This is a genomic window from Shewanella sp. 1CM18E (assembly GCF_023161665.1).
Taxonomy (GTDB): domain Bacteria; phylum Pseudomonadota; class Gammaproteobacteria; order Enterobacterales; family Shewanellaceae; genus Shewanella.
In genome coordinates this window covers 520014-544022 of sequence record NZ_JALNTW010000002.1, presented here as the reverse complement: position 1 = coordinate 544022, position 24009 = coordinate 520014, and the positions used below count along the sequence as shown (strand labels likewise).

At 43.8% G+C, this 24009-nt stretch carries 19 protein-coding genes; 12 read left to right on the top strand and 7 right to left on the bottom strand.

Annotated elements, in window-relative coordinates:
* The first annotated feature begins 1 nt into the window (after window position 1).
* From rseP to tilS, 10 genes are all read left to right on the top strand, one after another.
* Window positions 2–1372 carry a sigma E protease regulator RseP gene (gene rseP, locus MSG37_RS05535; RefSeq protein WP_248469575.1) on the top strand — a complete coding sequence of 457 codons (1371 nt, stop codon included), beginning with the start codon at window positions 2–4 and terminating at the stop codon, window positions 1370–1372.
* Window positions 1373–1403: 31 nt separating this feature from the next.
* Window positions 1404–3887 (top strand): outer membrane protein assembly factor BamA, encoded by a 2484-nt coding sequence (gene bamA, locus MSG37_RS05530; protein ID WP_248469574.1) that lies wholly within the window; start codon window positions 1404–1406, stop codon window positions 3885–3887.
* A 59-nt stretch (window positions 3888–3946) separates the two neighbouring features.
* On the top strand, window positions 3947–4444 hold the full coding sequence (locus MSG37_RS05525) for an OmpH family outer membrane protein (RefSeq protein ID WP_248469598.1): 498 nt from the start codon (window positions 3947–3949) through the stop codon (window positions 4442–4444).
* Between the two features lie 4 nt (window positions 4445–4448).
* A complete protein-coding gene (gene lpxD, locus MSG37_RS05520) occupies window positions 4449–5465 on the top strand; it encodes a UDP-3-O-(3-hydroxymyristoyl)glucosamine N-acyltransferase (RefSeq protein ID WP_248469573.1) in 1017 nt (338 codons plus the stop codon).
* Between the two features lie 31 nt (window positions 5466–5496).
* Window positions 5497–5958 carry a 3-hydroxyacyl-ACP dehydratase FabZ gene (gene fabZ, locus MSG37_RS05515; RefSeq protein ID WP_248469572.1) on the top strand — a complete coding sequence of 154 codons (462 nt, stop codon included), beginning with the start codon at window positions 5497–5499 and terminating at the stop codon, window positions 5956–5958.
* Window positions 5955–6725 carry an acyl-ACP--UDP-N-acetylglucosamine O-acyltransferase gene (gene lpxA / locus MSG37_RS05510; RefSeq protein WP_248469571.1) on the top strand — a complete coding sequence of 257 codons (771 nt, stop codon included), beginning with the start codon at window positions 5955–5957 and terminating at the stop codon, window positions 6723–6725. Before fabZ ends, lpxA begins: the two co-directional genes overlap by 4 nt.
* 69 nt (window positions 6726–6794) lie before the next feature.
* The gene (gene lpxB, locus MSG37_RS05505; RefSeq protein WP_248469570.1) at window positions 6795–7946 is read left to right on the top strand and encodes a lipid-A-disaccharide synthase; all 1152 of its coding nucleotides are present in this window, start codon (window positions 6795–6797) and stop codon (window positions 7944–7946) included.
* The gene (rnhB, locus tag MSG37_RS05500) at window positions 7946–8563 is read left to right on the top strand and encodes a ribonuclease HII (protein ID WP_248469569.1); all 618 of its coding nucleotides are present in this window, start codon (window positions 7946–7948) and stop codon (window positions 8561–8563) included. Before lpxB ends, rnhB begins: the two co-directional genes overlap by 1 nt.
* Window positions 8564–8725: 162 nt before the next feature.
* Window positions 8726–12196, top strand: a complete 3471-nt coding sequence (gene dnaE, locus MSG37_RS05495; RefSeq protein WP_248469568.1) for a DNA polymerase III subunit alpha — start codon at window positions 8726–8728, stop codon at window positions 12194–12196.
* A 29-nt stretch (window positions 12197–12225) separates the two neighbouring features.
* On the top strand, window positions 12226–13740 hold the full coding sequence (gene tilS, locus MSG37_RS05490; protein ID WP_248469567.1) for a tRNA lysidine(34) synthetase TilS: 1515 nt from the start codon (window positions 12226–12228) through the stop codon (window positions 13738–13740).
* Between the two features lie 183 nt (window positions 13741–13923).
* Here the strand turns inward: tilS and MSG37_RS05485 are convergent, their stop codons facing one another.
* Window positions 13924–14805 (bottom strand): GGDEF domain-containing protein, encoded by an 882-nt coding sequence (locus tag MSG37_RS05485; RefSeq protein ID WP_248469566.1) that lies wholly within the window; start codon window positions 14803–14805, stop codon window positions 13924–13926.
* A 204-nt stretch (window positions 14806–15009) separates the two neighbouring features.
* On the opposite strand from MSG37_RS05485, the gene MSG37_RS05480 reads away from it, so the two are divergent.
* Together MSG37_RS05480 and MSG37_RS05475 are read left to right on the top strand one after the other, a co-directional pair.
* A complete protein-coding gene (locus MSG37_RS05480) occupies window positions 15010–16959 on the top strand; it encodes a monovalent cation:proton antiporter family protein (protein ID WP_248469565.1) in 1950 nt (649 codons plus the stop codon).
* A 37-nt stretch (window positions 16960–16996) separates the two neighbouring features.
* Window positions 16997–17716, top strand: coding sequence for an SGNH/GDSL hydrolase family protein (locus MSG37_RS05475; protein ID WP_248469564.1), 720 nt, complete (start codon window positions 16997–16999; stop codon window positions 17714–17716).
* A 39-nt stretch (window positions 17717–17755) separates the two neighbouring features.
* Here MSG37_RS05475 and MSG37_RS05470 read toward each other — a convergent pair whose 3' ends face one another.
* From MSG37_RS05470 to glk, 6 genes are all read right to left on the bottom strand, one after another.
* Window positions 17756–18880, bottom strand: coding sequence for a patatin-like phospholipase family protein (locus tag MSG37_RS05470; protein WP_248469563.1), 1125 nt, complete (start codon window positions 18878–18880; stop codon window positions 17756–17758).
* A 198-nt stretch (window positions 18881–19078) separates the two neighbouring features.
* Window positions 19079–20791 (bottom strand): proline--tRNA ligase, encoded by a 1713-nt coding sequence (locus tag MSG37_RS05465; protein ID WP_248469562.1) that lies wholly within the window; start codon window positions 20789–20791, stop codon window positions 19079–19081.
* Window positions 20792–20935: 144 nt separating this feature from the next.
* Window positions 20936–21580, bottom strand: coding sequence for an acyltransferase (locus MSG37_RS05460; RefSeq protein ID WP_248469561.1), 645 nt, complete (start codon window positions 21578–21580; stop codon window positions 20936–20938).
* Between the two features lie 2 nt (window positions 21581–21582).
* Window positions 21583–22332, bottom strand: coding sequence for a tRNA (N6-threonylcarbamoyladenosine(37)-N6)-methyltransferase TrmO (gene tsaA, locus MSG37_RS05455; protein ID WP_248469560.1), 750 nt, complete (start codon window positions 22330–22332; stop codon window positions 21583–21585).
* A gap of 30 nt (window positions 22333–22362) precedes the next feature.
* Window positions 22363–22743, bottom strand: coding sequence for an Rcs stress response system protein RcsF (gene rcsF / locus MSG37_RS05450; RefSeq protein ID WP_248469559.1), 381 nt, complete (start codon window positions 22741–22743; stop codon window positions 22363–22365).
* Between the two features lie 285 nt (window positions 22744–23028).
* Window positions 23029–24009, bottom strand: a complete 981-nt coding sequence (glk, locus tag MSG37_RS05445) for a glucokinase (protein ID WP_248469558.1) — start codon at window positions 24007–24009, stop codon at window positions 23029–23031.

Here is a 24009-nt window from a genome sequence, read left to right as displayed (position 1 = left end):
GATGACAGATTTTTTATGGAACTTTGGTTCCTTTGTTGTAGCGTTAGGGATCTTAATCGCTGCCCATGAATATGGTCATTTTTGGGTGGCGCGTCGTTGTGGCGTTAAAGTTGAACGTTTTTCAATTGGCTTTGGTAAAGCTATTTGGCGTAAAACTGGCGCCGATGGTACCGAATATGTTTTGGCAATGATCCCGCTAGGCGGCTATGTCAAAATGCTTGATGAGCGCGTAGAGGACGTACCTGAAGAACTAAAAGATCAAGCCTTTAATCGTAAAACAGTCTGGCAACGCATTGCTATTGTCAGTGCTGGGCCTATTGCCAACTTTCTATTTGCGATAGTGGCGCTTTACGCCATGTATTTGATAGGCGTACCTGCAATAAAACCTGTTATTGATTCAACTATTGCGGGCACACCTGCTGCGCAAATCGTTGTTAAACAGCCTATGCAAGTCATGGCAGTTGGCGGCCAAAAGGTAAGAGATTGGGAAGAGGTTAATTTAGCCCTCGCTGGCCACATCGGTGATAGCGAAGTGGAGATTACTGTAGCGCCACTTGAACGTTTGCAAGATAGTGAAAGTAATCAACAGCATTACATTTTAAATACTCAAGACTGGAAGGTTAATCCTGAAAAGGAACAGCCTATAACATCAATAGGTCTAGGTATGTATCGTCCGGCTATTTTGCCACAGCTAGCAATGGTCAGTGATGACGGTGCTGCAGGGCTTGCTGGTTTAAAAGTCGGTGATACGCTGGTAGCCATTGATGGCGAGAAATACTCTGATTGGCCACGTTTTGTTGAAATTATTCAAAACTCTGCCAATAAGCTTGTTACCATCACTGTGCGCCGTGACGGAGAGCAGCTTAATTTAGATGTTACACCTAAATCTCGCGAGAATGCCGCGGGTAAACTTGAAGGAGTTATAGGTGTTGCGCCAACAGCTCAGCCTTGGCCTGAGAACATGAAAGTTCAGCTGGAATATGGATTTTTAGAATCTTTTCCAGTTGCTGTCGATAAAACATGGCAACTTGTCTCTGTCAGCATTAAGATGATTGGCAAGTTATTTACTGGTGACGTTTCGGTTAAAAATTTGAGCGGCCCTATTTCTATTGCACAAGGTGCCGGAAATAGCGCGGACGTCGGACTGGTATATTTTTTAGGTTTTCTTGCATTGATTAGCGTTAACTTAGGCATTATTAATTTATTGCCTTTGCCAGTGCTCGATGGGGGACACCTTTTGTATTACTTCGTTGAAGTAATTACAGGCAGGCCTGTGCCGGAGAAGGTACAGGAAATTGGATTCAGAATTGGGGCAGCCTTGCTGCTGATGTTGATGAGTGTTGCACTCTTTAATGACTTTTCCCGACTCTGAGCAAGGACAGACAAATAATTAGAAGTGCTCTATGAGATTGAATAAACTTTTTGCCTCGATGTTATTAGTCGGAGCGTCTTTTTCAGGGAACGGTTGGGCAGAAACATTCCAACCTTTTGAAGTAGCTGATATCCAAGTTGAAGGTTTACAGCGAGTTGCGCTCGGTGCGGCTTTGCTTAACATACCTGTGAAGGTAGGGGATACTGTTGATCAATTAAAATTGCAGCAAGCAATTAAAAGCTTGTATGCATCAACTAACTTCGAAAAAATTGAAGTGCTGCGCGATGGTAATGTTCTGATTGTGAAAGTGACGGAACGTCCAACCATTAGCTCCGTTACCTTTGAGGGTAACAAAGATATTAAAGACGAGCAGTTACAAGAGAGCCTTGACGGTTCTGGTGTAAAAGTGGGGGAATCACTTGACCGCACTATGCTTTCTGGTATTGAAAAAGGTCTACAAGACTTTTACTACGGCGTGGGTAAATACGGCGCAAAAGTAAAAGCTGAGATTATTAACTTACCTCGTAACCGAGTTGAGCTTAAATTCACCTTCACTGAAGGTTTAGCTGCCGAAATTCGCCAAATTAACGTGGTAGGTAACACAGAGTTTAGCGATGCAGAGCTAATTGGCATGCTAGAGCTTAAAGATTACGTTGCTTGGTGGGACTTATTTGGTGAGCGCCGTTACCAAAAGCAAAAGTTGCAAGCTGATCTTGAAACTATCAAGACTTACTATCAAAACCGTGGTTATATCCGCTTTGACGTAACATCGACTCAGGTTGCTATGACACCTGACCGTAAAGGTCTATACATCACCATTAACGTTGACGAAGGTGAGCAGTATAAAGTCAAAGACGTTAATCTAACCGGTGACTTAATGGGCAAAGAAAAGGTGCTAGAAGCCATTTTGCCGTTAAAGTCGGGCGATATGTATAACGGTGGCGATGTAACCTTTACCGAAGAGATGTACGGTAAGTATTTAGGTCGTTTTGGATACGCATACCCAGAAGTTAAAACCTACCCTGAAATTGATGATGAAACTAAGGAAGTGAACCTTAATATCAACATTAAACCGGGCAAGCGCGTTTACGTGCGTAATATTAGCTTTACTGGTAACACGGTGACTAAAGATGAAGTTATGCGTCGCCAACTACGCCAAATGGAAGGTGCATGGTTAAACTCAGGGCAAGTTGAGTTGTCAAAGTCAAACCTTAACCGTTTGGGCTACTTTGAAACCGTTGATACTGAAACGATCCAAGTACCAGGTACTGATGATTTAGTTGATGTCGCGTTTAACGTTAAAGAGCAGCCATCAGGTTCATTTAACGCGGGTGTGGGTTATGGTACCGAGTCTGGTTTAAGCCTGCAGTTTGGTGTGCAGCAAAGTAACTTCCTAGGCACGGGTAACCAAGCTGGGGTTAACTTAAACACCAATAAATACTCGAAGAACGTTAATATTAACTATACCGATCCATACTTTACTAAAGATGGCGTAAGCCTAGGTGGTAGTATTTATTGGAGTGAGTTTGACGCTGATGAAGCAAACCTTGAAGCGTATAAGAATAGCTCTTACGGTATTGCATTAAACTCAGGTTTCCCGATCAACGAATATAACCGTATTAACGGTGGTATTGGTTACCGTCATAACGAAATTTCTGAAATTTCTGCTTATGAGCAGGCGATTCGTTTCTACGATATTTATCGTGACAGTGATGATCCTAATGCAGGTTTAAGCTTTGACAACTTTGAGTTGAGCTTAGGTTGGTCTCGCAGTAACTTGAACCGAGGAACTTTCCCATCAGATGGTTCGTCGCAGCGCCTAAACGGTAAGATGACTGTACCAGGGTCAGATCTTCAGTACTTTAAAGCGGATTTTGATACTAACTTTTACTTCCCAATCGATCGTAAACACAGTTTTGTTGTGTTAGCACGTGGTCGTCTTGGTTATGGTAATGGTTATGGTCAGTTTAATGATAATGACCAAATTCTACCGTTCTGGGAAAACTATTACTCAGGTGGTAGCAGCTCATTACGTGGCTTTAAGTCGAACTCTGTTGGCCCGCGTTCATTCTACTTATATCGCGGCAGTGAACCATGTTCACCTGATCCATCTGGCGACGGTTGTAGTTTGCCAGGCGATCCTAACCAGATCCAGGTGAGCTCAGGTCGCTCTATTGGTGGTAATGCCATTGCAACAGCGAGTTTAGAATTGATTGTGCCAACTCCATTCTTGGATGAGGCTTATACAAATTCTGTACGTACCAGTTTCTTCGTTGATGCCGGTAACGTATGGGATACTGAGTTTGACTATGATTCGTATCGTTATCTTCCAGTTGAAGAGTTTGATAAACTGCAAGATTATAGCGATCCGAGCCGTATTCGTGCCTCTTGGGGTATGAGCGTGCAGTGGCTGTCGCCGATGGGACCTATGGTATTTAGCCTTGCATGGCCAATCAAGGAATACGAGGATGATGAAACCGAAATCTTCTCGTTTAATATTGGTAAAACTTTCTAAAAATCAATTTATAAAAGTCGGCAAGTTTTGCTGAAATAAAGGAGTTTGTTTTGAATAAGATGTTAAATCGCGCAATGATGGTTTTGGTTCTTTTAGGTGCACCTCTAGCGGCGCATGCTGAAAAGATCGCAGTTGTTGACATGCAAGCCGTGTTTGAGCAGTTACCACAGCGTGAGCAAGTAAACGAAACGTTGAAAGCTGAATTTGGTGATCGTGTAGCCGCTGTGCAAAAGATGCAAGAAGAGCTTCGTGGTTTACTAGAAAAACAGCAACGTGATGCGGCTTTGATGAGCGAGTCTCAAAAGACTGAAATGGTTCGCAAAATGGAATCTATGAAAGCTGAGCTACAATTAAAAGGCAAAGCGTTAGATGAAGATATGCGTCGTCGTAACGGCGAAGAGCAAAACAAGCTGTTATTACAAGTTCAAAAGACTATTAACACTATTGCTGAAAAAGAGCAGTATGACATGGTGCTTCAACGTGGTGCCGTTATCTATGTTAAGCCTAGCGCTGACATCAGTAACAAAGTGGTTGAAGCTTTAGGTAAAGGCAACTAATTAGATGAAAAGCTATACGTTAAGAGTATTGGCTGACCATTTAAATGCAGACGTTCAAGGTGATGAAACAGTTGAGATTTCAACTGTTGGAACCTTGGACGGTGCAGGTCCAGGTCAAATCTCTTTCTTGGCTAATTCTAAGTATCGTTCGCAGCTGGCAAGTTCAGCTGCGTCTGCGATCTTAATGACGCCAAAAGATGCGGAAGATTTTGTAGGCAATGCGATCGTACTAAATGATCCATATGTAGGTTTCGCGCGCATTGCACAATTTCTTGATACCACACCAAAAGCGGCAGACAGTATCCATCCATCAGCACAAATTGCAGCGTCTGCTATGCTAGGCGAAGATGTTGCTATTGGTGCAAACGCGGTTATTGGTGAAAACGTTATTTTAGGTAATGGCGTGCAAATCGGTGCAGGCTCTGTTGTTGGTCAAGACAGTGTAATTGGTTCAAACACACGTTTATGGGCTAATGTAACGGTTTACCATAATGTGCATTTAGGCCAAGACTGTATTATCCACTCAGGCGCAATTTTGGGTTCTGATGGTTTTGGCTACGCTAATGAGCGTGGTCAATGGATTAAAATCCCGCAAACAGGTGGAGTTCGTATTGGTGACCGCGTTGAAATTGGCGCTAATACCACAGTCGACCGCGGCGCAATCGATCACACAGAAATTCACGACGGGGTTATTTTAGATAACCAAGTTCAGATAGCGCACAATGATATCATTGGTGCAAATACAGCCATTGCAGGTAGTACTGTTGTTGCTGGTAGTGTCACGATTGGTAAACACTGCATTATTGGTGGTAACTGTGCTATTTCAGGCCATTTAAGCATTACTGACGGTGTACATATCACCGGTAGTACTAATGTCACTAGTGTTATTCGCGAGGCGGGTGTTTACTCATCGGCAACGGTTGCGATGGATAACAAGCTATGGCGTAAGAATACAGTTCGTTTTAGACAGCTAGATACGCTATTCCAACGCGTTAAAGCGTTAGAAAATAACGTAAAGTAAATACTGCTTAGAGCAGATAAAGGAAAGTTTTGTGTCAAATCAATTGAATACAATGGATATCAAAGAGATCCTAAAATTTTTACCTCATAGGTATCCATTTTTATTGATCGATAGAGTACTAGATTTCACTCCTGGTGAAACATTACACGCTATCAAAAACGTCACGATTAATGAGCCATTTTTCCAGGGACACTTCCCGGTTCAACCTGTGATGCCTGGCGTACTTATCTTAGAAGCAATGGCGCAAGCTACTGGTCTTCTTGCGTTTAAAACCATGAGCACAGAGCCATCGAATGATGTGCTATATTATTTCGCTGGTATTGACAAAGCACGCTTTAAGCGCGTAGTTGAGCCAGGTGACCAACTTCATTTTGAAGTACAGATGATTAAAGAGCGCCGCGGGATTGGCGTGTTTACTGGCGTTGCAAAAGTGGATGGCGAAGTTGTTTGTTCAGCAGAAATCATGTGTGCACGTAGAGAGATTTCTAAGTGATAGATAAATTAGCTTATATCCATCCAGATGCCAAAATTGGCAAAAACGTAACCATTGGTCCGTGGACTTACATTGGTGCAGACGTTGAGATTGGGGATGACTGTTGGTTTAGTTCGCACGTTGTTGTGAAAGGCCCAACCGTTATTGGCAAAGGCAACAAGTTTTACCAGTTTGCTTCTGTTGGCGAAGATTGCCAAGACAAAAAGTATGCTGGCGAACCGACTCGTCTGATTATCGGTGACAATAACGTTATCCGTGAATCAGTAACCATTCACCGCGGTACCACTCAAGATGAGTGGGAAACGCGTATTGGTTCAAACAACCTGTTTATGGCTTACGTACACATCGCTCATGACTGCGTTGTTGGCAGTAACGTGATTATGGCAAATAACGCTTCTATTGCAGGTCATGTACATGTGGGTGACTGGGCTATTTTAGGTGGTATGACTGGTGTACATCAGTTCGTGCATATTGGTGCTCACGCATTTACCGCTGGCAGTTCGCTCATTTTAAATGATGTGCCGCCATTTGTGATGGCTTCAGGTTCGCCTGCAATTCCAAGAGGCCTGAACATTGAAGGTATGAAGCGTCGTGGCTTCTCAAAAGAGTCTCAGCTTTCAGTACGAAGGGCTTATAAAACCCTTTATCGCAGTAGCTTAACGGTTGCCGAAGCGGTTGAGCAGCTTAAAGAGGCTGCGATTGATGATGAACAGGTTCAAATGCTAATTGAATTTGTCGCTTCATCTCAGCGAGGCATTATTCGCTAGTACAACTTAAGAGCCCGTTTAATAACGGGTTCTTTGTTTTTATCTCATTAAAATCACAGATACCTATCTATGCGTTCAAATAATTCTCGAGTATTTGCAATGGTTGCAGGGGAGATCTCCGGCGACATCCTCGGAGCAGGCTTAATTAAGGCACTGCAAAAACAATACCCTGATGCAAGGTTTGTAGGCATTGGTGGCCCGCGTATGGACGCGTTGGGTTTTGAATCTATTTTCTCTTATGAAGAATTAGCGGTTATGGGCATTGTCGAGGTCTTATCCCGCTTACCAAGACTGTTAAAAGTGCGCGCGACTTTAGTTGACGAAATTACTCAGTTAGCACCAGACTGCTTTATTGGTATCGACGCACCTGATTTTAATATTGGCTTAGAGTTAAAGCTTAAAGCACGTGGTATTAAAACCGTGCATTATGTCAGCCCATCAGTGTGGGCGTGGCGACCAAAACGTATTTTCAAAATTGCTAAGGCAACCGATATGGTGTTGTCTTTACTGCCTTTTGAAAAAGCGTTTTATGATGAATACCAAGTACCTTGTACCTTTGTTGGTCATACGTTAGCTGATGATATCCCATTAGAAAGTGACAAAGCACAGGTAAGGGAGCTGCTAGGTTTAGATCCACAAGCCGAATATTTAGCGATTTTGCCGGGCTCTCGTGGTGGCGAGCTGAAAATGTTAGCTGAGCCGTTTGTCAAAGCTGCGTCTTTGATTAAACAGCGCTACCCAGACATTAAGTTCGTGACGCCTTTAGTTAATCAAACAAGGCGTGAACAGTTTGAGCTGGCATTACGTGAGCACGCGCCAGACTTAGAGATCCATTTAGTCGAAGGCCAATCCCGTGAAGTGATGGCAGCAAGTGATTGCATCTTGCTCGCATCGGGTACTGCAACGCTCGAAGCTATGTTAGTGAAGCGTCCTATGGTGGTCGCCTATCGCGTCAGCCCAATTACTTACCGCATTGCCAAAGGCATGATGCTCACCAAGCGTTACTCATTGCCGAATTTACTGGCTGATGACGATATTGTTGAGGAGCTTATTCAGGCAGATTGTACGCCTGAAAAAATTGCTCAAGCAATAGGTGTGCAACTAGATAGCGATTTTACGCCAATGCATGATCGCTTTATGGCAATGCACAAAACGCTAAAGCGTGATGCTAGTGCTCGCGCTGCAGATGCCGTGATTAAGTTAGTAGAGGATAAAATTTAATGGCGGTGATTAAAGGTATAACACCTGAGCAAGTTGCTCAGATTTGTGTTGGGCAATATGCAGGTGTCGATGAAGTTGGACGTGGTCCGCTAATTGGTAATGTGGTCACAGCAGCGGTGATTTTAGATCCTAATAATCCGATTGAAGGCTTAAATGACTCCAAAAAGTTGTCTGAGAAGAAGCGTGAATTATTGTTTGAGCAAATCCAGCAAAAAGCTTTGAGTGTTAGTGTTGGCTCGGCAACACCTCAAGAGATTGATGAGCTTAATATCTTGCATGCAACTATGCTTGCCATGCAGCGAGCTGTGGCAGGGCTTTCTATTAGGCCGACAAGTGTATTGGTTGATGGTAATCGTACACCTGATTTTGGCGTTGAAAGTCATGCAATCATCAAAGGTGATGGCTTGATTGATGCAATTAGTGCCGCATCTATCATTGCTAAAGTGGTTCGCGATCGTGAAATGGAAGTGTTGGCTGCTCAGTATCCCCAATTTGGATTTGAAAAGCATAAAGGCTATCCAACTAAAGCCCATTTTGAGGCGTTAGCTGAACATGGTGTATTGCCTGAACACCGTAAGAGTTTTAGACCGGTTCGTGAGGCGTTAGAGCAAAACTAACTTTGCTTGTTGCAATCGCTTGCAAAATCTACCTGAGTCGCGCGAAAACTAACACATCTATCATCAGGGCTAACAGTTTAACTTGTTTGCTGTTGGCCCATGTTTTACCCTGTAAGATTGACTAGCCGTCTTCATCTATCAAAAAGAAAGATACTCCATATTATGTCTGATCCACGTTTTGTGCATTTACGCGTCCATAGTGATTTTTCCATGTCAGATGGACTCTCTAAAGTTAAGCCAATTATAGGTAAAGTGGCCGAGCTCGGAATGCCCGCAGTTGCCCTTACAGATCAAACTAATATGTGCGGACTAGTGAAGTTCTACGAGGCTTGTCATGGTAACGGTATTAAGCCGATTATTGGTACAGACTTTTGGTTACAGGTGCCAGGTTTTGACGACTTTTGCTCAATCACTGCATTGGCGATGGACAATACTGGTTACTCTAATCTGACTTTGCTCATTAGTGATGCATACTTGCGCGGTAACATTAATGATAAAGCGGTAATCGATCAAGAATGGCTAGCTAAATACAGTGAAGGCTTAATATTGCTGTCTGGAGGTAAAGACGGTGATGTTGGTCGCGCGTTACTCAAAGAGAACCGCGGGCAAGTTGATAGCTTGATTAGCTTCTATCAAACTCATTTTCCAGATCGCTATTACTTAGAGCTATTGCGCACAGGTCGCCCTGATGAAGAACGCTATTTACATTTGGCGGTCGAACTAGCAGAGCAAAAAGATTTGCCTGTTGTGGCCACCAACCAAGTGGTATTTGCCAAACCAGATCAATTTGATGCCCATGAGATCCGGGTTGCCATTTATGATGGCTTTACCCTTGCGGATCCTCGCCGGCCGAAAAAGTATAGCGACCAACAGTATTTTAAAAGCAGCGAAGAGATGTGTGAGCTGTTTGAAGATATTCCTGAAGCGATTCAAAATACAGTTGAAATTGCAAAACGCTGTAACGTTACAGTGCGTTTGCACGAATACTTCCTACCTAATTTTCCGACGGGTGACTTGACCATTGAAGACTTTTTGGTTGATGTGTCTGAGAAAGGTTTAGAAGAACGCTTAGAATTTTTATTCCCTGATCCTGAAGTAAGAGCTGAACGTCGTCCTGAGTATGATGAACGTCTTGATGTTGAGCTTAAAGTTATTAACCAAATGGGATTCCCTGGTTACTTCCTTATCGTAATGGAGTTCATTCAGTGGGGTAAAGACAACGATATCCCTATTGGTCCTGGCCGTGGTTCGGGTGCGGGTTCGCTTGTGGCTTACGCACTTAAAATTACCGATTTGGATCCACTTGAATACGATTTGCTGTTCGAGCGATTTCTTAACCCAGAACGTGTATCTATGCCCGACTTCGATGTCGACTTTTGCATGGATAGACGTGATGAGGTGATTGACCACGTAGCTGACCTATATGGCCGTGATGCGGTATCGCAGATTATTACTTTTGGTACCATGGCGGCAAAAGCTGTTATTCGAGATGTTGGCCGTGTGCTAGGTCACCCATACGGTTTCGTTGACCGTATTTCAAAGATGATCCCAGCTGAACCGGGTATGACACTCGCAAAAGCTTTTGAGGTCGAGCCAGGGCTGCAAGAATCATATGACGGTGATGAAGAAGTCAAAGATCTTATCGACATGTGCCGTATTTTGGAAGGTGTAACACGTAACGCGGGTAAGCACGCCGGTGGTGTGGTTATCGCGCCAACTAAGATTACCGACTTCTCGCCAATTTACTGTGATACTGAAGGTTTAAACCCAGTTACTCAGTTCGATAAAAACGACGTTGAAACTGCAGGTTTGGTAAAGTTCGACTTCTTGGGTCTTCGAACGCTCACCATTATTGACTGGGCGTTACAGATGGTGAACGCCGTTAAAGACAAAAATGGTGAAGAGCGAGTAAGAATCGAATCGATTTCACTCACCGATCCTAAGTGCTTTAAGTTATTACAGCGCTATGAAACAACTGCGGTATTCCAGCTTGAATCCCGTGGTATGAAAGACTTGATTAAACGTCTTCAGCCCGACTGCTTTGAAGATATGATTGCACTAGTAGCACTGTTTAGACCTGGGCCGCTGCAATCGGGCATGGTTGATAACTTTATTGAGCGTAAGCACGGCCGTGAGGAAGTATCGTACCCAGATGCAGAGTATCAGCACGAGTCGTTAAAAGAGTTATTGTCACCGACTTACGGCATTATTTTGTATCAAGAGCAGGTAATGCAGATTGCCCAGGTTCTTGCTGGCTACACCTTGGGCGGCGCGGACATGCTTCGTCGTGCAATGGGTAAGAAAAAGCCGGAAGAGATGGCTAAGCAGCGTGGTACGTTTGAAGCTGGTGCGATAAAGAATGGCGTCGACGGCGACTTGTCGATGAAAATCTTCGACTTGGTAGAAAAGTTCGCAGGTTACGGTTTTAACAAATCTCACTCGGCTGCTTACGCGTTAGTATCTTATCAAACACTGTGGTTAAAAACCCATTATCCGGCTCAGTTTATGGCGGCGGTAATGTCTGCCGATATGGATAACACAGACAAAATCGTGACCTTAGTTGATGAGTGTGAGCGCATGGGGATGCCATTGTTGCCACCTGATGTAAACAAAGGCTTGTTTAGATTTACGGTAGATGATGATTTAAATATCGTTTATGGCATTGGCGCTGTAAAAGGTGTGGGTGAAGGTCCAGTTGAGTCGATTCTAAAAGCACGTGAAAACGGGCCGTTTATCGATTTATTCGATTTTTGTGCTCGAGTCGATCTTAAAAAGCTAAACCGCCGGGTAATTGAAAAACTCATCTGCGCTGGCGCATTGGATAATCTTGGTCCACATCGAGCAGCAATGATGGCAACTCTGCCAGAAGCTATTCGTGCAGCTGATCAACACGCAAAAGCTGAGGCTATTGGTCAGCACGATATGTTTGGTTTGCTTAATAGCGAGCCTGAAGACAGCAAGCAGCAATTTGTTGAGTGTACGCCTTGGCCTGATAAAGTTTGGCTAGAAGGTGAGCGTGACACCTTAGGTTTATACTTAACGGGTCACCCTATTAACCAGTATCTGAAAGAGCTGAAGCATTACACATCCGGTCGATTGAAAGATGTGCACCCAACTGATCGCGGCAAGACCATGAAAGCTGCGGGTTTGGTGGTTGCAACACGCGTGATGATGACCAAGCGCGGATCAAAAATGGGGCTGGTAACCCTTGATGATAAGAGTGCGCGTCTAGAGGTTATGCTATTTACTGAAGCATTTGAGAAGTTTAATCATTTGCTTGAAAAAGACCGTATTTTGATTATTGAAGGTGAAGTGAGCTTTGATGACTTCTCCGGCGGAAACCGCATGACTGCGCGCAACATTATCGATATGGGCGAAGCACGCAGCCACTTTGCTCATGCAGTCGAAATTGACCTGCAAGCAGAAACGGTTAATCCACAATGGTTGGGTGAATTTCAAGCTGCTGTAGAGCCTTGGAAAGCCGGTGCTGTACCTGTCATTATTAATTATGCTCAGCCACAATCTGCCGCACAATTTACTTTAGGTGATGATTGGCGAGTTAATCCAACCGATGAGTTAATGCTGGCCCTAGAATCATTAACAGGTTCAGATAAGGTTAAGATTGTTTTTTAAGACAGTTTTTAAGTTAATGACTTTCTAATATGAATATTGTTGCCCTGATTCAAGATTGTTTAGCGCAGATAACTGTGCCGAGTACACAACCTAGCCCTATTGCAAGCCATAGCAAGCGCAAGCTTGTGCTGGCATACAGCGGCGGAGTTGACTCTGAAGTCTTAGCCTATGGCTTAGGGCAATTTGCTCGTATTAACAACCATATTGAATGTTTGTTAGTGCATGTTCACCATGGTTTAAGTGCGAATGCAGATAGCTGGAGTGAACATTGTTTATCTCAAGCTGCCAAATACGGTATTGAGTGCAAGGTTAAGCGAGTAAAGGTTAACCAAGCGCCGCGATTAAGTGTTGAAGCTGAAGCAAGAAACGTGCGTTACCAAGCGTTGCTTGAAGAGCTTAATTTTAATGACGTGCTGATCACTGCGCATCATCAAGATGATCAGTTAGAGACGGTGCTGCTAGCGCTAAAGCGTGGTTTAGGGCCCAAAGGGCTTGCCGCTATGGGCAAGGTGCAAGGTTTTAAGCAGCGTTATTGGGTTGCTAGACCCTTACTTGAGCAAAGCAAAGAACAAGTTGAGGCCTTTGCCGCTAAACATAATATTGTTCATATTGAAGATGAAAGTAATTTCGATGATAAGTATGACCGCAATTTTTTACGTTTAGCTATCATACCTAAGCTTAAGCAGCGTTGGAGCGCAATTGCTACAACTGCTAGTCGTAGTGCTGAGCTATGTGCTTTACAGCAATCAGTGCTTGATGAAGAAATTGCGACTAAATTGCCATTGGTTAAACAGAAAATAGCTAACGAATCGGTATTAAAGCTTGATGCTTTAGCAAATTACTCTAGCGCTTGGCAGTCGCTATTATTACGCGGCTTTATGGATGAGCACGGCTTTGCCCCGCCATCTAAGGTGCAAGGGGAGCAAATTCTTGCTCAGTTACTCCACGCCAAAGATGACGCTAAGGTTGAGATCCGCTTAGCCGATGTTGTTATTCGCCGGTTTAAGCAAAATGGCTATTTTACTAAGCCAGATCTTGCAGAGCATAACGCCAAACAGATTACCCCAGTTGAACTGGTAAGCATCGATGAATTAACATCCGGTAAATTACTGTTACCAACAGGTGAGTATCTATCTGCGCAGCTTGTGCCACTTAAAGGGCTAGAATTAACAACAATTGAGTTGAACAGTGCAGGGGAAAAAGAGCAACAATTAAACAGTCGCGGGCAAAGTACTGCAATTTGTAGATTACCGCTTGAGTCTGAATCAATCTCCATAGTGTACGCATTACCTGGGAGTACTCGTTGTCAGCCGCACTTTAGAAGCAAAGGTCGTGAACTTAAAAAGCTCTGGCAAGAACTTGAGCTTCCGCCTTGGAAGCGAGGACGTGTGCCGCTGTTGTGTTATAACGGTAAACTAGTAGCCGCTATTGGATACTGGGTTGAGAAAGCTTTTTTAGCAAAGCGTGCAGCTGCCGATATGGATAAACAGCAAGACTGTGACTTAATCGCTACCAACTATGGTTTACGTATTTTTATTAACTAGTTTGGGTTTATTTATTCAGTGCTAGTTTAAACATACTTATCGCTCCTAAGTCCCTAAGTCCCTAAGCACCTTAGTCCAAATTAAATCTAACTTAGATGTTAGAGATGTCTTTAGCATCGACTTTTCGTTTTAGTACAAAGGTTCCAAAGTTGAGTATTCAATGAACAGTACATATATTGAATACTATACACTCTGAATTTGAAAACACTGTCTGCCGGCTGCTTTTGCCTTGTATAGTGCGTTGTCAGCACGTAAATACAGGCTCTTTTCTGTATCGTTCACTTGCCACAGGGCTATGCCCATACTCGTACTGACTTGATACTTTTCAAGATAGTCATGGCTTGCTAATGCATCTAAAATGCGCTGGCAAAGCATTGAAGCAACCTTGGTATCCGCTTGCAGTAAAATAGTAAATTCATCGCCACCAATTCGAAATGCCAGATCCGTATCCCTGATAGTGCTATTGAGTAGTTCTGCAAATTCTATCAGCGCGTTGTCACCAAGTTGGTGGCCAAAGTCATCATTGAGCTGTTTAAAGTTATCTAAGTCTAATGCGATTAGGCTCAATGGGGTTTGATTTCGCTGGGCGCGTGCAATCTCTTTTCTTAGGCTTTCACGGTAGTAGTGACGATTACCCAGTTTTGTCAGTGAGTCGTACATCGCCTGCTGCGACATCTCTTTATATTGCACTGCATTGACTAATGGCTGTAAAACCAAAGATTGTAATTGCGCTAATCTTTGGGTTTGCGACGGCACTAAAGGCGCTTTAAGCATATAGTTAATGGTAAATTTACGCTCTGCAAAAGTTATGTTTTGCTCAATTACATAACCTTGCTGCTGGCCCCAATGAAACTGGAAGTCTTTATATTCCAAGCGGATCCCATATAGCGGCAAATGTTGCCCCATGATTTTGCCAAAACAGGCAAATACTGTCCGGGGATCAAGATGCTGATGCAATTGCTGAATAATATCGACAAGATCAACCTCAAGCGGCATCGACATACCTGTCCCCATAGGACTGCGGTATTCGATAGAGCGAGACTCAGTCGCTAAGCCAAATTCCATTGTTGTGTTCTCCCCGTATATCGCGGTACTGTTTTAACTGAACGTTAACTTTCTTGTAAAAATATAAAGCAATAATTGTGCCGGAATGCTAGGTAATAATATTTGTCTTTATTTGTCATTAGGTTACTCTCTAGTTAACCAAATGGAATAAATAAGTGTCGGCATTTTGACGAGTGCAGATCATTAAAGGAGGACACAATACCGATGGAACACAGCTTTTTGATTCAAATTTTGCTGATGTTGGTGATTGCCATTGTGTCTATCGCCATTTTAAGGCGAGCAGGACTTCCCGCTATTTTAGCTTACTTAATTACGGGGGTGATTAGCGGCCCTAGTGGTTTTCATTGGTTTACTCAGCATCAAATGCAGTCGGTAGCCGAGCTAGGGGTCGTGCTATTGATGTTCAGTTTAGGTCTAGAGTTTTCATTGCCAAGGCTCTGGGCAATGCGCCGTACTGTATTTGGCCTAGGTAGTGCGCAGGTCTTGGTGACCACAGTTTTAAGTATGGCAATTGCTTTACTGTGTAATCTGACCGTGACCGAGTCTGTGGTTGTTGGCTCAGCTATCGCATTATCATCAACCGCTATTGTGCTCAAATTGCTCAACGAGCAGGGCTGGCTCAGGCGGCGTCATGGTGAGTTATCGGTCAGTGTGCTGTTATTTCAAGATATTGCGGTTGTTCCATTACTCATCTTGCTACCTTTGCTTGCCAGTGATGGTGAAGCGTTGCTTTGGAATGATGTGGTTTACGCCCTACTTAAAGGGGTATTAGCCTTTATTGCGCTGATGGCATTTGGTAAGTGGGCCTTGCCAAAACTATTTGATGAGGTTGCGCGCTCTCGCTCTAATGAGTTGTTTGTATTATCCACGCTAGTTGTAGCATTAGTTACAGGCGCAATTACTCAGTGGCTAGGTTTATCAATGGCACTCGGTGCCTTTATGGCAGGTATGTTGCTGGGCGAAAGTCAGTATCGGCGTCAACTTGAGGCCGATATTAGGCCATTTCGCGATCTATTAATGGGTCTGTTCTTTATCTCTATCGGAATGCTGCTGGATTTTGAGTTAGTGACTCAATACTGGTGGCAGATCATCTTAATTCTTATCACGGTCATTCTAGGTAAAGCCTTAGTTATTTTTTCTCTTCTAAAAGTTGCTAAAGAGTCATTTCGCTCGTCAGTGGCAACGGCGCTGAGCCTTGCTCAAGTGGGTGAGTTTAGTTTTGTAGTGTTGGCTTTAGCGGTTAACTATCAATTGCTAGATAATAAAACCAGTACCACGCTGGTAATGGTTGCGGTGCTTTCCATGGCGTTAGCGCCTTGGTTAGTACGTCACAGTGTTGATATTGCAAGAATGCTGCAAGGCCTTAAACCTAAAGCCGATAAAAACGAGTCACTGAATGTCACCGTCGATGCGACCGATGATTTGGTATTAATTCTAGGATACGGCCGAGTAGGGCAAACTATTGCTAGGTTTATGAAAACCGAAGCGATCCCCTATTTGGTGCTGGATCTCGACCCCACAAGAGTCTCAGAAGCTAGAGCTGCTGGTGAGCCAGTATATTTTGGCGATGTATGTAAACGGAGCATCTTAAAGCAAGCCAAAGTACGCGATGCCAAGTTGATTGTCATTACATTTAGTAGCGAGCGCATATTAGAGGAAGTATTGCCTTTATGTCGTCAATTAGCGCCGGAGGCTAAAATCTTGGTGCGTACCCGCGATGACTCAGGTATGGAAGCACTAGAAGAGGCGGGGGCCAGTCAGGTTATTCCTGAAACGTTAGAAGGCAGCCTAATGCTGGTATCGCAAGTCTTGTATCAATGCGGTGTGCCATTAGCACGAATTTTAAAACGTCTTGAAATAGAGCGTCGTAATCATTATCAATATCTGCATGGTTTTTTCTCTGGTGCTGAAACAGATTTCACCTTGGAGCTATTACACGCGGTTGCTTTACCAAAAGGCGCCAACGCTGTCGGGCAAACCTTGGCTGATATTCCTTGGGACAAGTTAAGAGTGGAGCTTAGGGCCGTAAGGCGGGCTGGTGCGGAGGTCGAAAGCCCTGAGCTAGATTGGCAGATAAAATCCGGTGATATTTTAATTTTGTTGGGTAAACCAAGGCGTATTGAAAAGGCAGAGATCTTTCTTCTACAAGGTTAGAGAGGTTGATAAATCATCGAGGCAACAGGAAAGCTCTATGCACTATTTGATACTTATTTTGCTAGCACCACTTTTTATTTTACAAGCAAAGCGAGTTAAGAAAAATACGCCGAGATTACCCGAAGCTGCTGGTGAAAGAGTGGGGTTAACAGGTAATGGTGAGGGATTATCTGTGCTTATTTTTGGCGACTCTGCAGCGGCTGGTGTGGGCGTTGCGAGTCAATCACAAGCGCTCAGTGGTGTAGTTGCTGAGGCTTTAGCGAAGCAATATTTAGTTAGTTGGCAGCTTTGGGCTAAATCGGGTTACAACACTGCAAGAGCATTAACAATGCTGCAAAAAGAGTTAGATTCCAAACCAACACTGCGACTCGATGCTGCGGTAGTCTCGCTTGGCGTTAACGATGTATTGAGTCCGCTATCAGCAAAAACTTGGCTTAAGCAACAACAAGCATTGGTGGAATTGATGAGTACCGATGCGCAGTGTAAAACGCTAGTGTTAACTCGCGTGCCACCTATGGGGCTGTTTCCTGTTTTACCGCAACCGCTGCGATGGTTTTTAGGTAAACGGAGTCAAGAATTTAACCGTCAGTTAGAGCGCTATGTTAAAACAGAACCTCGTTGTATTTTGCTTGAGTTTGGGCAGCAGCTAGATGGCAGCGCAATGGCAAGTGATGGGTTTCACCCTGGGCCGCTTATCTATCAAGATTGGGGGCAAACTGCAGCAAAGGTGATTTTGCAGCATAGAGCGACGAGCTAACATGATAAGCGGTCAGTTTTGTAAGGTTTAAATACAGCTCTAATCTATTTTGAAAAAGTGCTTTATCTCATCAATCTGGCACATAGCGTCTTGATAACCTAGTTCGATTAGTGCACTACAATATCCTTGTTCAAATAATAAATAAGACACAATACTCGAATCTGAGTGCTCGTTTATCCCTAGTGCTCTTAACATCATTTTGATGGCAAAGGGCATATCTTCAAAGTAGCGCGATGCCATAGCACTTAAATCTTCACTGGGTTTAATCACTAAGGTCTCAATACGTTTTAAGGCTAGCTCTTGACGACTGTTTTCAGGGATTAGCTCAAGGGTATTGTTGATCCGCTCCAGCCGCTCAAGATCACTATTTAAGGTATCGGAGAATATGGTATCGAGCAAGTGGCCGGCAATAGTGGCTGTTTTGGGATGATGGGCTAATTCTTTGGCTTGTACCTTATGTGGGCTCTCAAGGTTAATCACCATAATTTTATCAGCACCAAGATGAATCGGGCCGCTTAAGGGCGCGAGTTGGTGCACAGAGCCATCGCCATAATATTCTTGATTAACTCTTACCGAGGGAAACACTAATGGGATCGCCGCACTTGCTAACAAGTGGTCGGTATTAAGCCTAGTGCGCACGCCATGGCGTCTAGCTCGTTGCCAGTTGTCAATATGAGCATCGGCTTGAAAAAAAGTGACTGAGCGCGAATTGTTATAGCACGAGGTATCTAAGCTCACCGCTTCCAATGCACCGCTATTAATATTACGGTCAATACGCTCAAAACTGATTAGGTTATTAAGTAGCTGACGCAGTGGATCACTATTAAATAGGCTACCAGCCGAATTAGACGCGCCATTACTTTGTAGGCCCTTTAGACCCATTTTACTTAAGTGTTTTAACACTCCGCCTATAGAGGCGTGGTAAACTTTTTTGGCATGAATATGACGCCATACCCATTCGAGTTTTCTCACTCCTAAATGAAAACAGGAGGCATGAGTGGCTAATGACGTGGCGTTAATTGCCCCCGCTGAAGTGCCGCAGACAATTTTAAAAGGAATGCCGTGGTTGCGTGGATAAAATTGCACAATCGCCTTAAGCACACCTATTTGATAAGCCGCTCTTGCGCCACCACCACCGAGTACCAACGCCGTTTTCTGTTGCAATTCGACGCTCCTTATCGTTTGAAAACTAAAACGTATTTATAATATTGTTGTTAATTTCAGCATATGTGACTCTATAGGCTTGTTCAAGAAAAAGCATAAAAATTATTGTGAAAATTGGTGCGGGTTGGAAATGGTTGCAGTTAGCCATAAAAAAACGCCGATATTAATATCGGCGTTTTTAATTAACTTGCTGTTCGCTTAAGCTTGTTGCGCTTTTAAGAACTCAACGATTTGGTCTAGTGGAATATCTTGCTTCTCACCAGTACGACGGTTCTTGTATTCGAACATACCGTTGTCGATGTTACGATCGCCAATGACTACTACGTGTGGGATACCGATAAGCTCCATATCAGCAAACATTACACCTGGACGCTCTTTACGATCATCAAACATCACTTCGATACCTGCATCGTTTAGATCTTGGTATAGCTGCTCAGCGATATCTTTAACGCGGTGAGACTTGTGCATGTTCATTGGCAAAATACCAACAGTGAACGGTGCAATTGCTTCTGGCCAGATAATACCGCGGTCATCGTTGTTCTGCTCAATTGCAGCGGCAACCATACGGCTAACACCAACACCGTAACAACCCATAAGTAAAGTCTGAGACTTACCGTTTTGGTCAAGTACGTTGGCGTTCATCGCTTCTGAGTAGTTAGTGCCTAACTGGAAGATATGACCGACTTCGATACCGCGAAGTAGGGCAATGGTACCTTTACCACATGGGCTAGGCTCACCTTCGATGATGTTACGTAGATCGAATGCTGCAGCCTCTGGAAGATCGCGCTCCCAGTTGATACCGAAGTAGTGCTTGCCATCTTCGTTTGCACCAGCGCCAAAGTCGCTCATGATGCTAACGCTGTGGTCAACAAATACAGGCATGTTTAGGCCAACAGGACCGATAGAGCCAGTGCCAGCGCCTACTGCATCACGGATAGCTGCTTCATCAGCAAACTCAAATGGTGCTAATACCGCGTCTAGTTTTTCAGCTTTAACTTCGTTTAGCTCGTGGTCACCACGAATAACGATAGCCACTAATGGCGCTTCTTCAGTCGCACCTTTAACGATAAGTGTTTTAACTGTTTTCTCAATCGCAATACCATGTTGCTCAACAAGTTCTGCAATCGTTTTAGCGTTTGGTGTGTCAACTAATGTCATTTCGCTAGTCGCGGCTTGACGCGTTTCAGTTGGCATTGGCGCTTCACATTTTTCAATGTTTGCTGCGTAATCGCTTTCTGTAGAGTAAGCGATCAAATCTTCACCACTGTTTGCTAACACGTGAAATTCGTGTGACAAGCTACCACCGATAGAACCTGTATCAGCCATAACTGGGCGGAATGCTAAACCTAAACGCTCTAGGATGTTGCAATAAGCTTGGAACATCGCTTCGTAGGTTTCGTTCATGGTTTCTTGATCAATATGGAAAGAGTAAGCATCTTTCATCAAGAATTCACGTGAACGCATTACACCAAAACGTGGACGAACTTCGTCACGGAATTTGGTTTGGATTTGGTATAGGTTAAGTGGTAACTGCTTGTATGAGTTAACCTCTTTACGCACGATATCAGTGATCACTTCTTCGTGAGTTGGACCTAGTACGAAGTCACGGTTGTGACGGTCTTGGAAACGAAGGAGTTCAGGGCCAAACTTATCAAAACGACCCGTTTCAACCCAAAGATCAGCAGGTTGAACCATAGGCATTAGGATCTCAACTGAGCCCGCTTTGTTCATTTCTTCACGAACAATCGCTTCGATTTTACGTAGTACACGTAAACCTGTCGGCAACCAGCTGTATAAGCCTGATGCGTTACGGCGGATCATACCCGCACGTAACATTAACTGGTGACTAATCACTTCTGCATTGGCAGGAGTTTCTTTTTGTGTTGATAGCAGGTACTTGCTTACGCGCATTACCGGTGTCCAAATTTGAGTTGAATGGGCGCTATTTTATCACTTGTAGAGGTTCTGTCACCTAGGTATTTAGGGAATTAGTCGATTTTATTGGCTTTGGTGGAGTGCTATGCGCTTGTGTTAGCTAAATAAGGCTGATTTTAATTAGCTTTTATCACGCCTATCGCCAATCACACGAGCTGGGTTACCGGCAACGATGGCGTAATCGGCGACATCTTTGGTCACAATAGCGCCCATGCCAATAACGGCATGATTACCTATAGTGACGCCATCAACAATACCGGCTTGTGCGCCAATCCATACATCTTCACCAATCACCACGCCTTTAGAGTTTGAGGCTTGCTGGTAGATTGGTGTGTCTGGCGCCATGCCATGATTAAACGCATAAATGGTGACGTTATTAGCAATGCGTGTTTGATTGCCTATGGTTATGCCGTGGCGACCACCATCGAGGGAGCAACCGTGATTAATTGCCACTTCATCGCCTAAGGTGATTGGCCCATGTAAAAAACTGTCTGCGGCAATCATGCACTGGGCACCAATGTTAATGTTGCGGCCTGGCTCGGCAAATAAATTAGCTTCTGGGGCAACAAAACTACGCTCGCCAATGCTAACGGTTTCAACGGCACAAAAATGTGCTTGAACTTCATCTTGCCAAGGCTTTGCCCACTCAAGGTGCTTATCTTTAAGTGAGAAATACAGCCAAGGCATATAAGACAAACGTTTTTTATGTTGAGTACGGTAGTCTGGCTTTGACGTCACATTAGCTGGTGCGTTTGAGTCTGACATAGTTAGTCATGGGCCTGTGAAGCTAGCTTTTGGCTAATGGTTGATGCTCTTAACTCAATGACCTCAATACCTGCACCGGTAACAATCCACAGAATATCCAAATCGTACAGTGCCACTTGATATAGCTTAGGGTCCGCCTTCGCTTTTTTATAAGCTGGGCGAGGGTCTTGGGCTAATACGCCTTCAATCAATTCTTGTAGCCGTGGATACGCGGGGTTTTGTTGATAAGTAGCAAGCTGAATTTGCGCTTGCTCATTAAAGTAAACATTGGCTAACACCGGTGCTTCTTGAGCAATACCACCTTGAGCATTTTCAATTGAGTCTGAGAATGGAATATAAGGTTTAATATCGATAATTGGTGTGCCATCGAGTAAGTCCATGCCTGAGATCTCAAGGCTGACTTTACCGTTATTTGTTTGCACAGCATGCAGTTTTACCACTGACTGGCCAATACCGTTGGGTCTGAATGTCGAGCGAGTAGCAAATACGCCCAGCTTTTCATTGCCGCCAAGCCTTGGCGGACGTACAGTGGTTTTCCAGCCAGCCGCTAGATTCTCGTGAAAACAAAAAAGTAACCACAAATGTGAATACTGCTCTAAGCCTCTAACAGCATCAATTTGGTTAAAAGGTGGCGCTAATTCAACAAAACCGCGGGCGGCGCTGACAAGTCCCGGCTGTCTGGGAATACCAAACTTTTGTTTATAAGGAGTGCGGCAGTAGGCAACGGCTTGAATTTGGCTATTAAAGGACATTTAGGTTACTTCTAAAATCAGTAAATATATTTACTGTTGGTTGGTGGTGATAATTGCTTGGCCAACGCATAATGCGCGGCTAACACAGTTTGGGCTAGCTTCTTCAATCAATAAGCAATTCTTAATGACTAAGCCATTAGCTTGTTTATCAGCGGCGGCGCGGCGAGCAAGCGTGCGCGCTTCTGCTATCGATGCCGGAGCATCATTTTCAGAAACCTGACAGGTTTCACCTTCAACTAGACCTTTGATTTCAAAAGGGCCTACAGGTTGCATTGCACCTTCATACACAGTTACATCAGACGCTTTAAAGTAGTCGTTGATAGCATCGCTATCGAGGTTACTGTTAAAGGTGTAATCACCGGCACAGCCGCTGAGCATGATGATAAAAGCGGGTAGAAATAATTTTTTCATGGTGCGGGCCTGTTTTATTATTGAACGTGCACTTTATATGTAGAGAGTTGAATACTAATAACATTCAACAGTACTGTTTTTATAGCGATTAGCTTGAAATTTTAGCGTTTAAAACCCCGTTAATAAAGCGGTAAATTTATATTTGTAATAATGATACTTGGTGGATAACTCTATATCAGAACCAGGTACATCTGATTAAGTTCTAATAAAAGTAACAGGGATGGCAAGGTAAATAACAAAGGGGCATTATTTACCTTAACCACAAAGCCGTCACTCATCGAAAACTTAGCGGTGATTAGTCTGTTGTAACCACCATAATAAGGCCCCTATTAATGCTGTATCACTTTTCATGGCTAATTGGATTGGTACTGGTGAAAGGTATTTATGCATCGCTAAATTATTGCTAAAACCAACAACAAACTCGCTTTTTTGAATAAAAGGCACAATGCGTGGCAATATACCGCCACCTAATACCACACCACCTAATGCACCATGTGCCAGCACTAAATCACCTACAACTTGACCAAGCCAGTAGCAAAAACAAGACAGCGTTTGTTTTGCAAGGGTAGAACTATTATCGAGTGCCGCTTTAGTGATCTCTGCGGCAGTATTAAGCTCCGGCGTCTGTTGTAAATGTGCTGCCAATGCTTGATAAAGGTTAACTAAACCTGGTCCACATAAAAAATGCTCAATACTGACATGATCCGTCTGTAATCGACCTTGAGCGATCAGTGCTTGTTGTAGCTCGGTATATGCCGCTAAGCGGATATGTCCGCCTTCAGAAGCGTAAGGGCGATAATGGCCGTTAATTGCAGGTTGCAGCACCGCCATACCAAACCCAGTGCCAGGACCAAGTACTAAAACAGGTGCATCAGCCACTGCTTTGCCTGATTTTAAACTAACGAGCTGGTCATTATTTAATGCCGGTAAACTATTCGCGTAGGCAACAAAGTCATTAATTAATACAACCGGAAAATCAAATGCTTGCTCTAATACTTCAGCACTACTAGACCAGCCTAAATTAGTTAGATTAACGCTTTGTTCAATAACGGGTCCCGCTAACGCTAAACACGCCCCTTGAATCTTAATCTCGCTAGGCAACCAAGCTAGGTATTGCTGAATCAATGCCTCTAAAGACGTTGCTGATGCACTGGGTATTGTGTGGTTGTATTCCAGTGTCAAAGTTTGCTGCTGAGGTTGTGCTAAAGCAAATCTGGCATTAGTGCCGCCGATATCGGCTACCAAGATTAGCGCGGTATTCTCCAT

What these genes read in the sequence shown, in the direction of transcription:
- rseP (WP_248469575.1), top strand. Translation starts at nt 2, where the DNA reads ATGACAGATTTTTTATGGAACTTTGGTTCCTTTGTTGTAGCGTTAGGG.
- bamA (WP_248469574.1), top strand. Translation starts at nt 1,404, where the DNA reads ATGAGATTGAATAAACTTTTTGCCTCGATGTTATTAGTCGGAGCGTCT.
- MSG37_RS05525 (WP_248469598.1), top strand. Translation starts at nt 3,947, where the DNA reads ATGTTAAATCGCGCAATGATGGTTTTGGTTCTTTTAGGTGCACCTCTA.
- lpxD (WP_248469573.1), top strand. Translation starts at nt 4,449, where the DNA reads ATGAAAAGCTATACGTTAAGAGTATTGGCTGACCATTTAAATGCAGAC.
- lpxB (WP_248469570.1), top strand. Translation starts at nt 6,795, where the DNA reads ATGCGTTCAAATAATTCTCGAGTATTTGCAATGGTTGCAGGGGAGATC.
- rnhB (WP_248469569.1), top strand. Translation starts at nt 7,946, where the DNA reads ATGGCGGTGATTAAAGGTATAACACCTGAGCAAGTTGCTCAGATTTGT.
- dnaE (WP_248469568.1), top strand. Translation starts at nt 8,726, where the DNA reads ATGTCTGATCCACGTTTTGTGCATTTACGCGTCCATAGTGATTTTTCC.
- tilS (WP_248469567.1), top strand. Translation starts at nt 12,226, where the DNA reads ATGAATATTGTTGCCCTGATTCAAGATTGTTTAGCGCAGATAACTGTG.
- MSG37_RS05485 (WP_248469566.1), bottom strand. Translation starts at nt 14,805, where the DNA reads ATGGAATTTGGCTTAGCGACTGAGTCTCGCTCTATCGAATACCGCAGT.
- MSG37_RS05480 (WP_248469565.1), top strand. Translation starts at nt 15,010, where the DNA reads ATGGAACACAGCTTTTTGATTCAAATTTTGCTGATGTTGGTGATTGCC.
- MSG37_RS05475 (WP_248469564.1), top strand. Translation starts at nt 16,997, where the DNA reads ATGCACTATTTGATACTTATTTTGCTAGCACCACTTTTTATTTTACAA.
- MSG37_RS05465 (WP_248469562.1), bottom strand. Translation starts at nt 20,791, where the DNA reads ATGCGCGTAAGCAAGTACCTGCTATCAACACAAAAAGAAACTCCTGCC.
- MSG37_RS05460 (WP_248469561.1), bottom strand. Translation starts at nt 21,580, where the DNA reads ATGTCAGACTCAAACGCACCAGCTAATGTGACGTCAAAGCCAGACTAC.
- tsaA (WP_248469560.1), bottom strand. Translation starts at nt 22,332, where the DNA reads ATGTCCTTTAATAGCCAAATTCAAGCCGTTGCCTACTGCCGCACTCCT.
- rcsF (WP_248469559.1), bottom strand. Translation starts at nt 22,743, where the DNA reads ATGAAAAAATTATTTCTACCCGCTTTTATCATCATGCTCAGCGGCTGT.
- glk (WP_248469558.1), bottom strand. Translation starts at nt 24,009, where the DNA reads ATGGAGAATACCGCGCTAATCTTGGTAGCCGATATCGGCGGCACTAAT.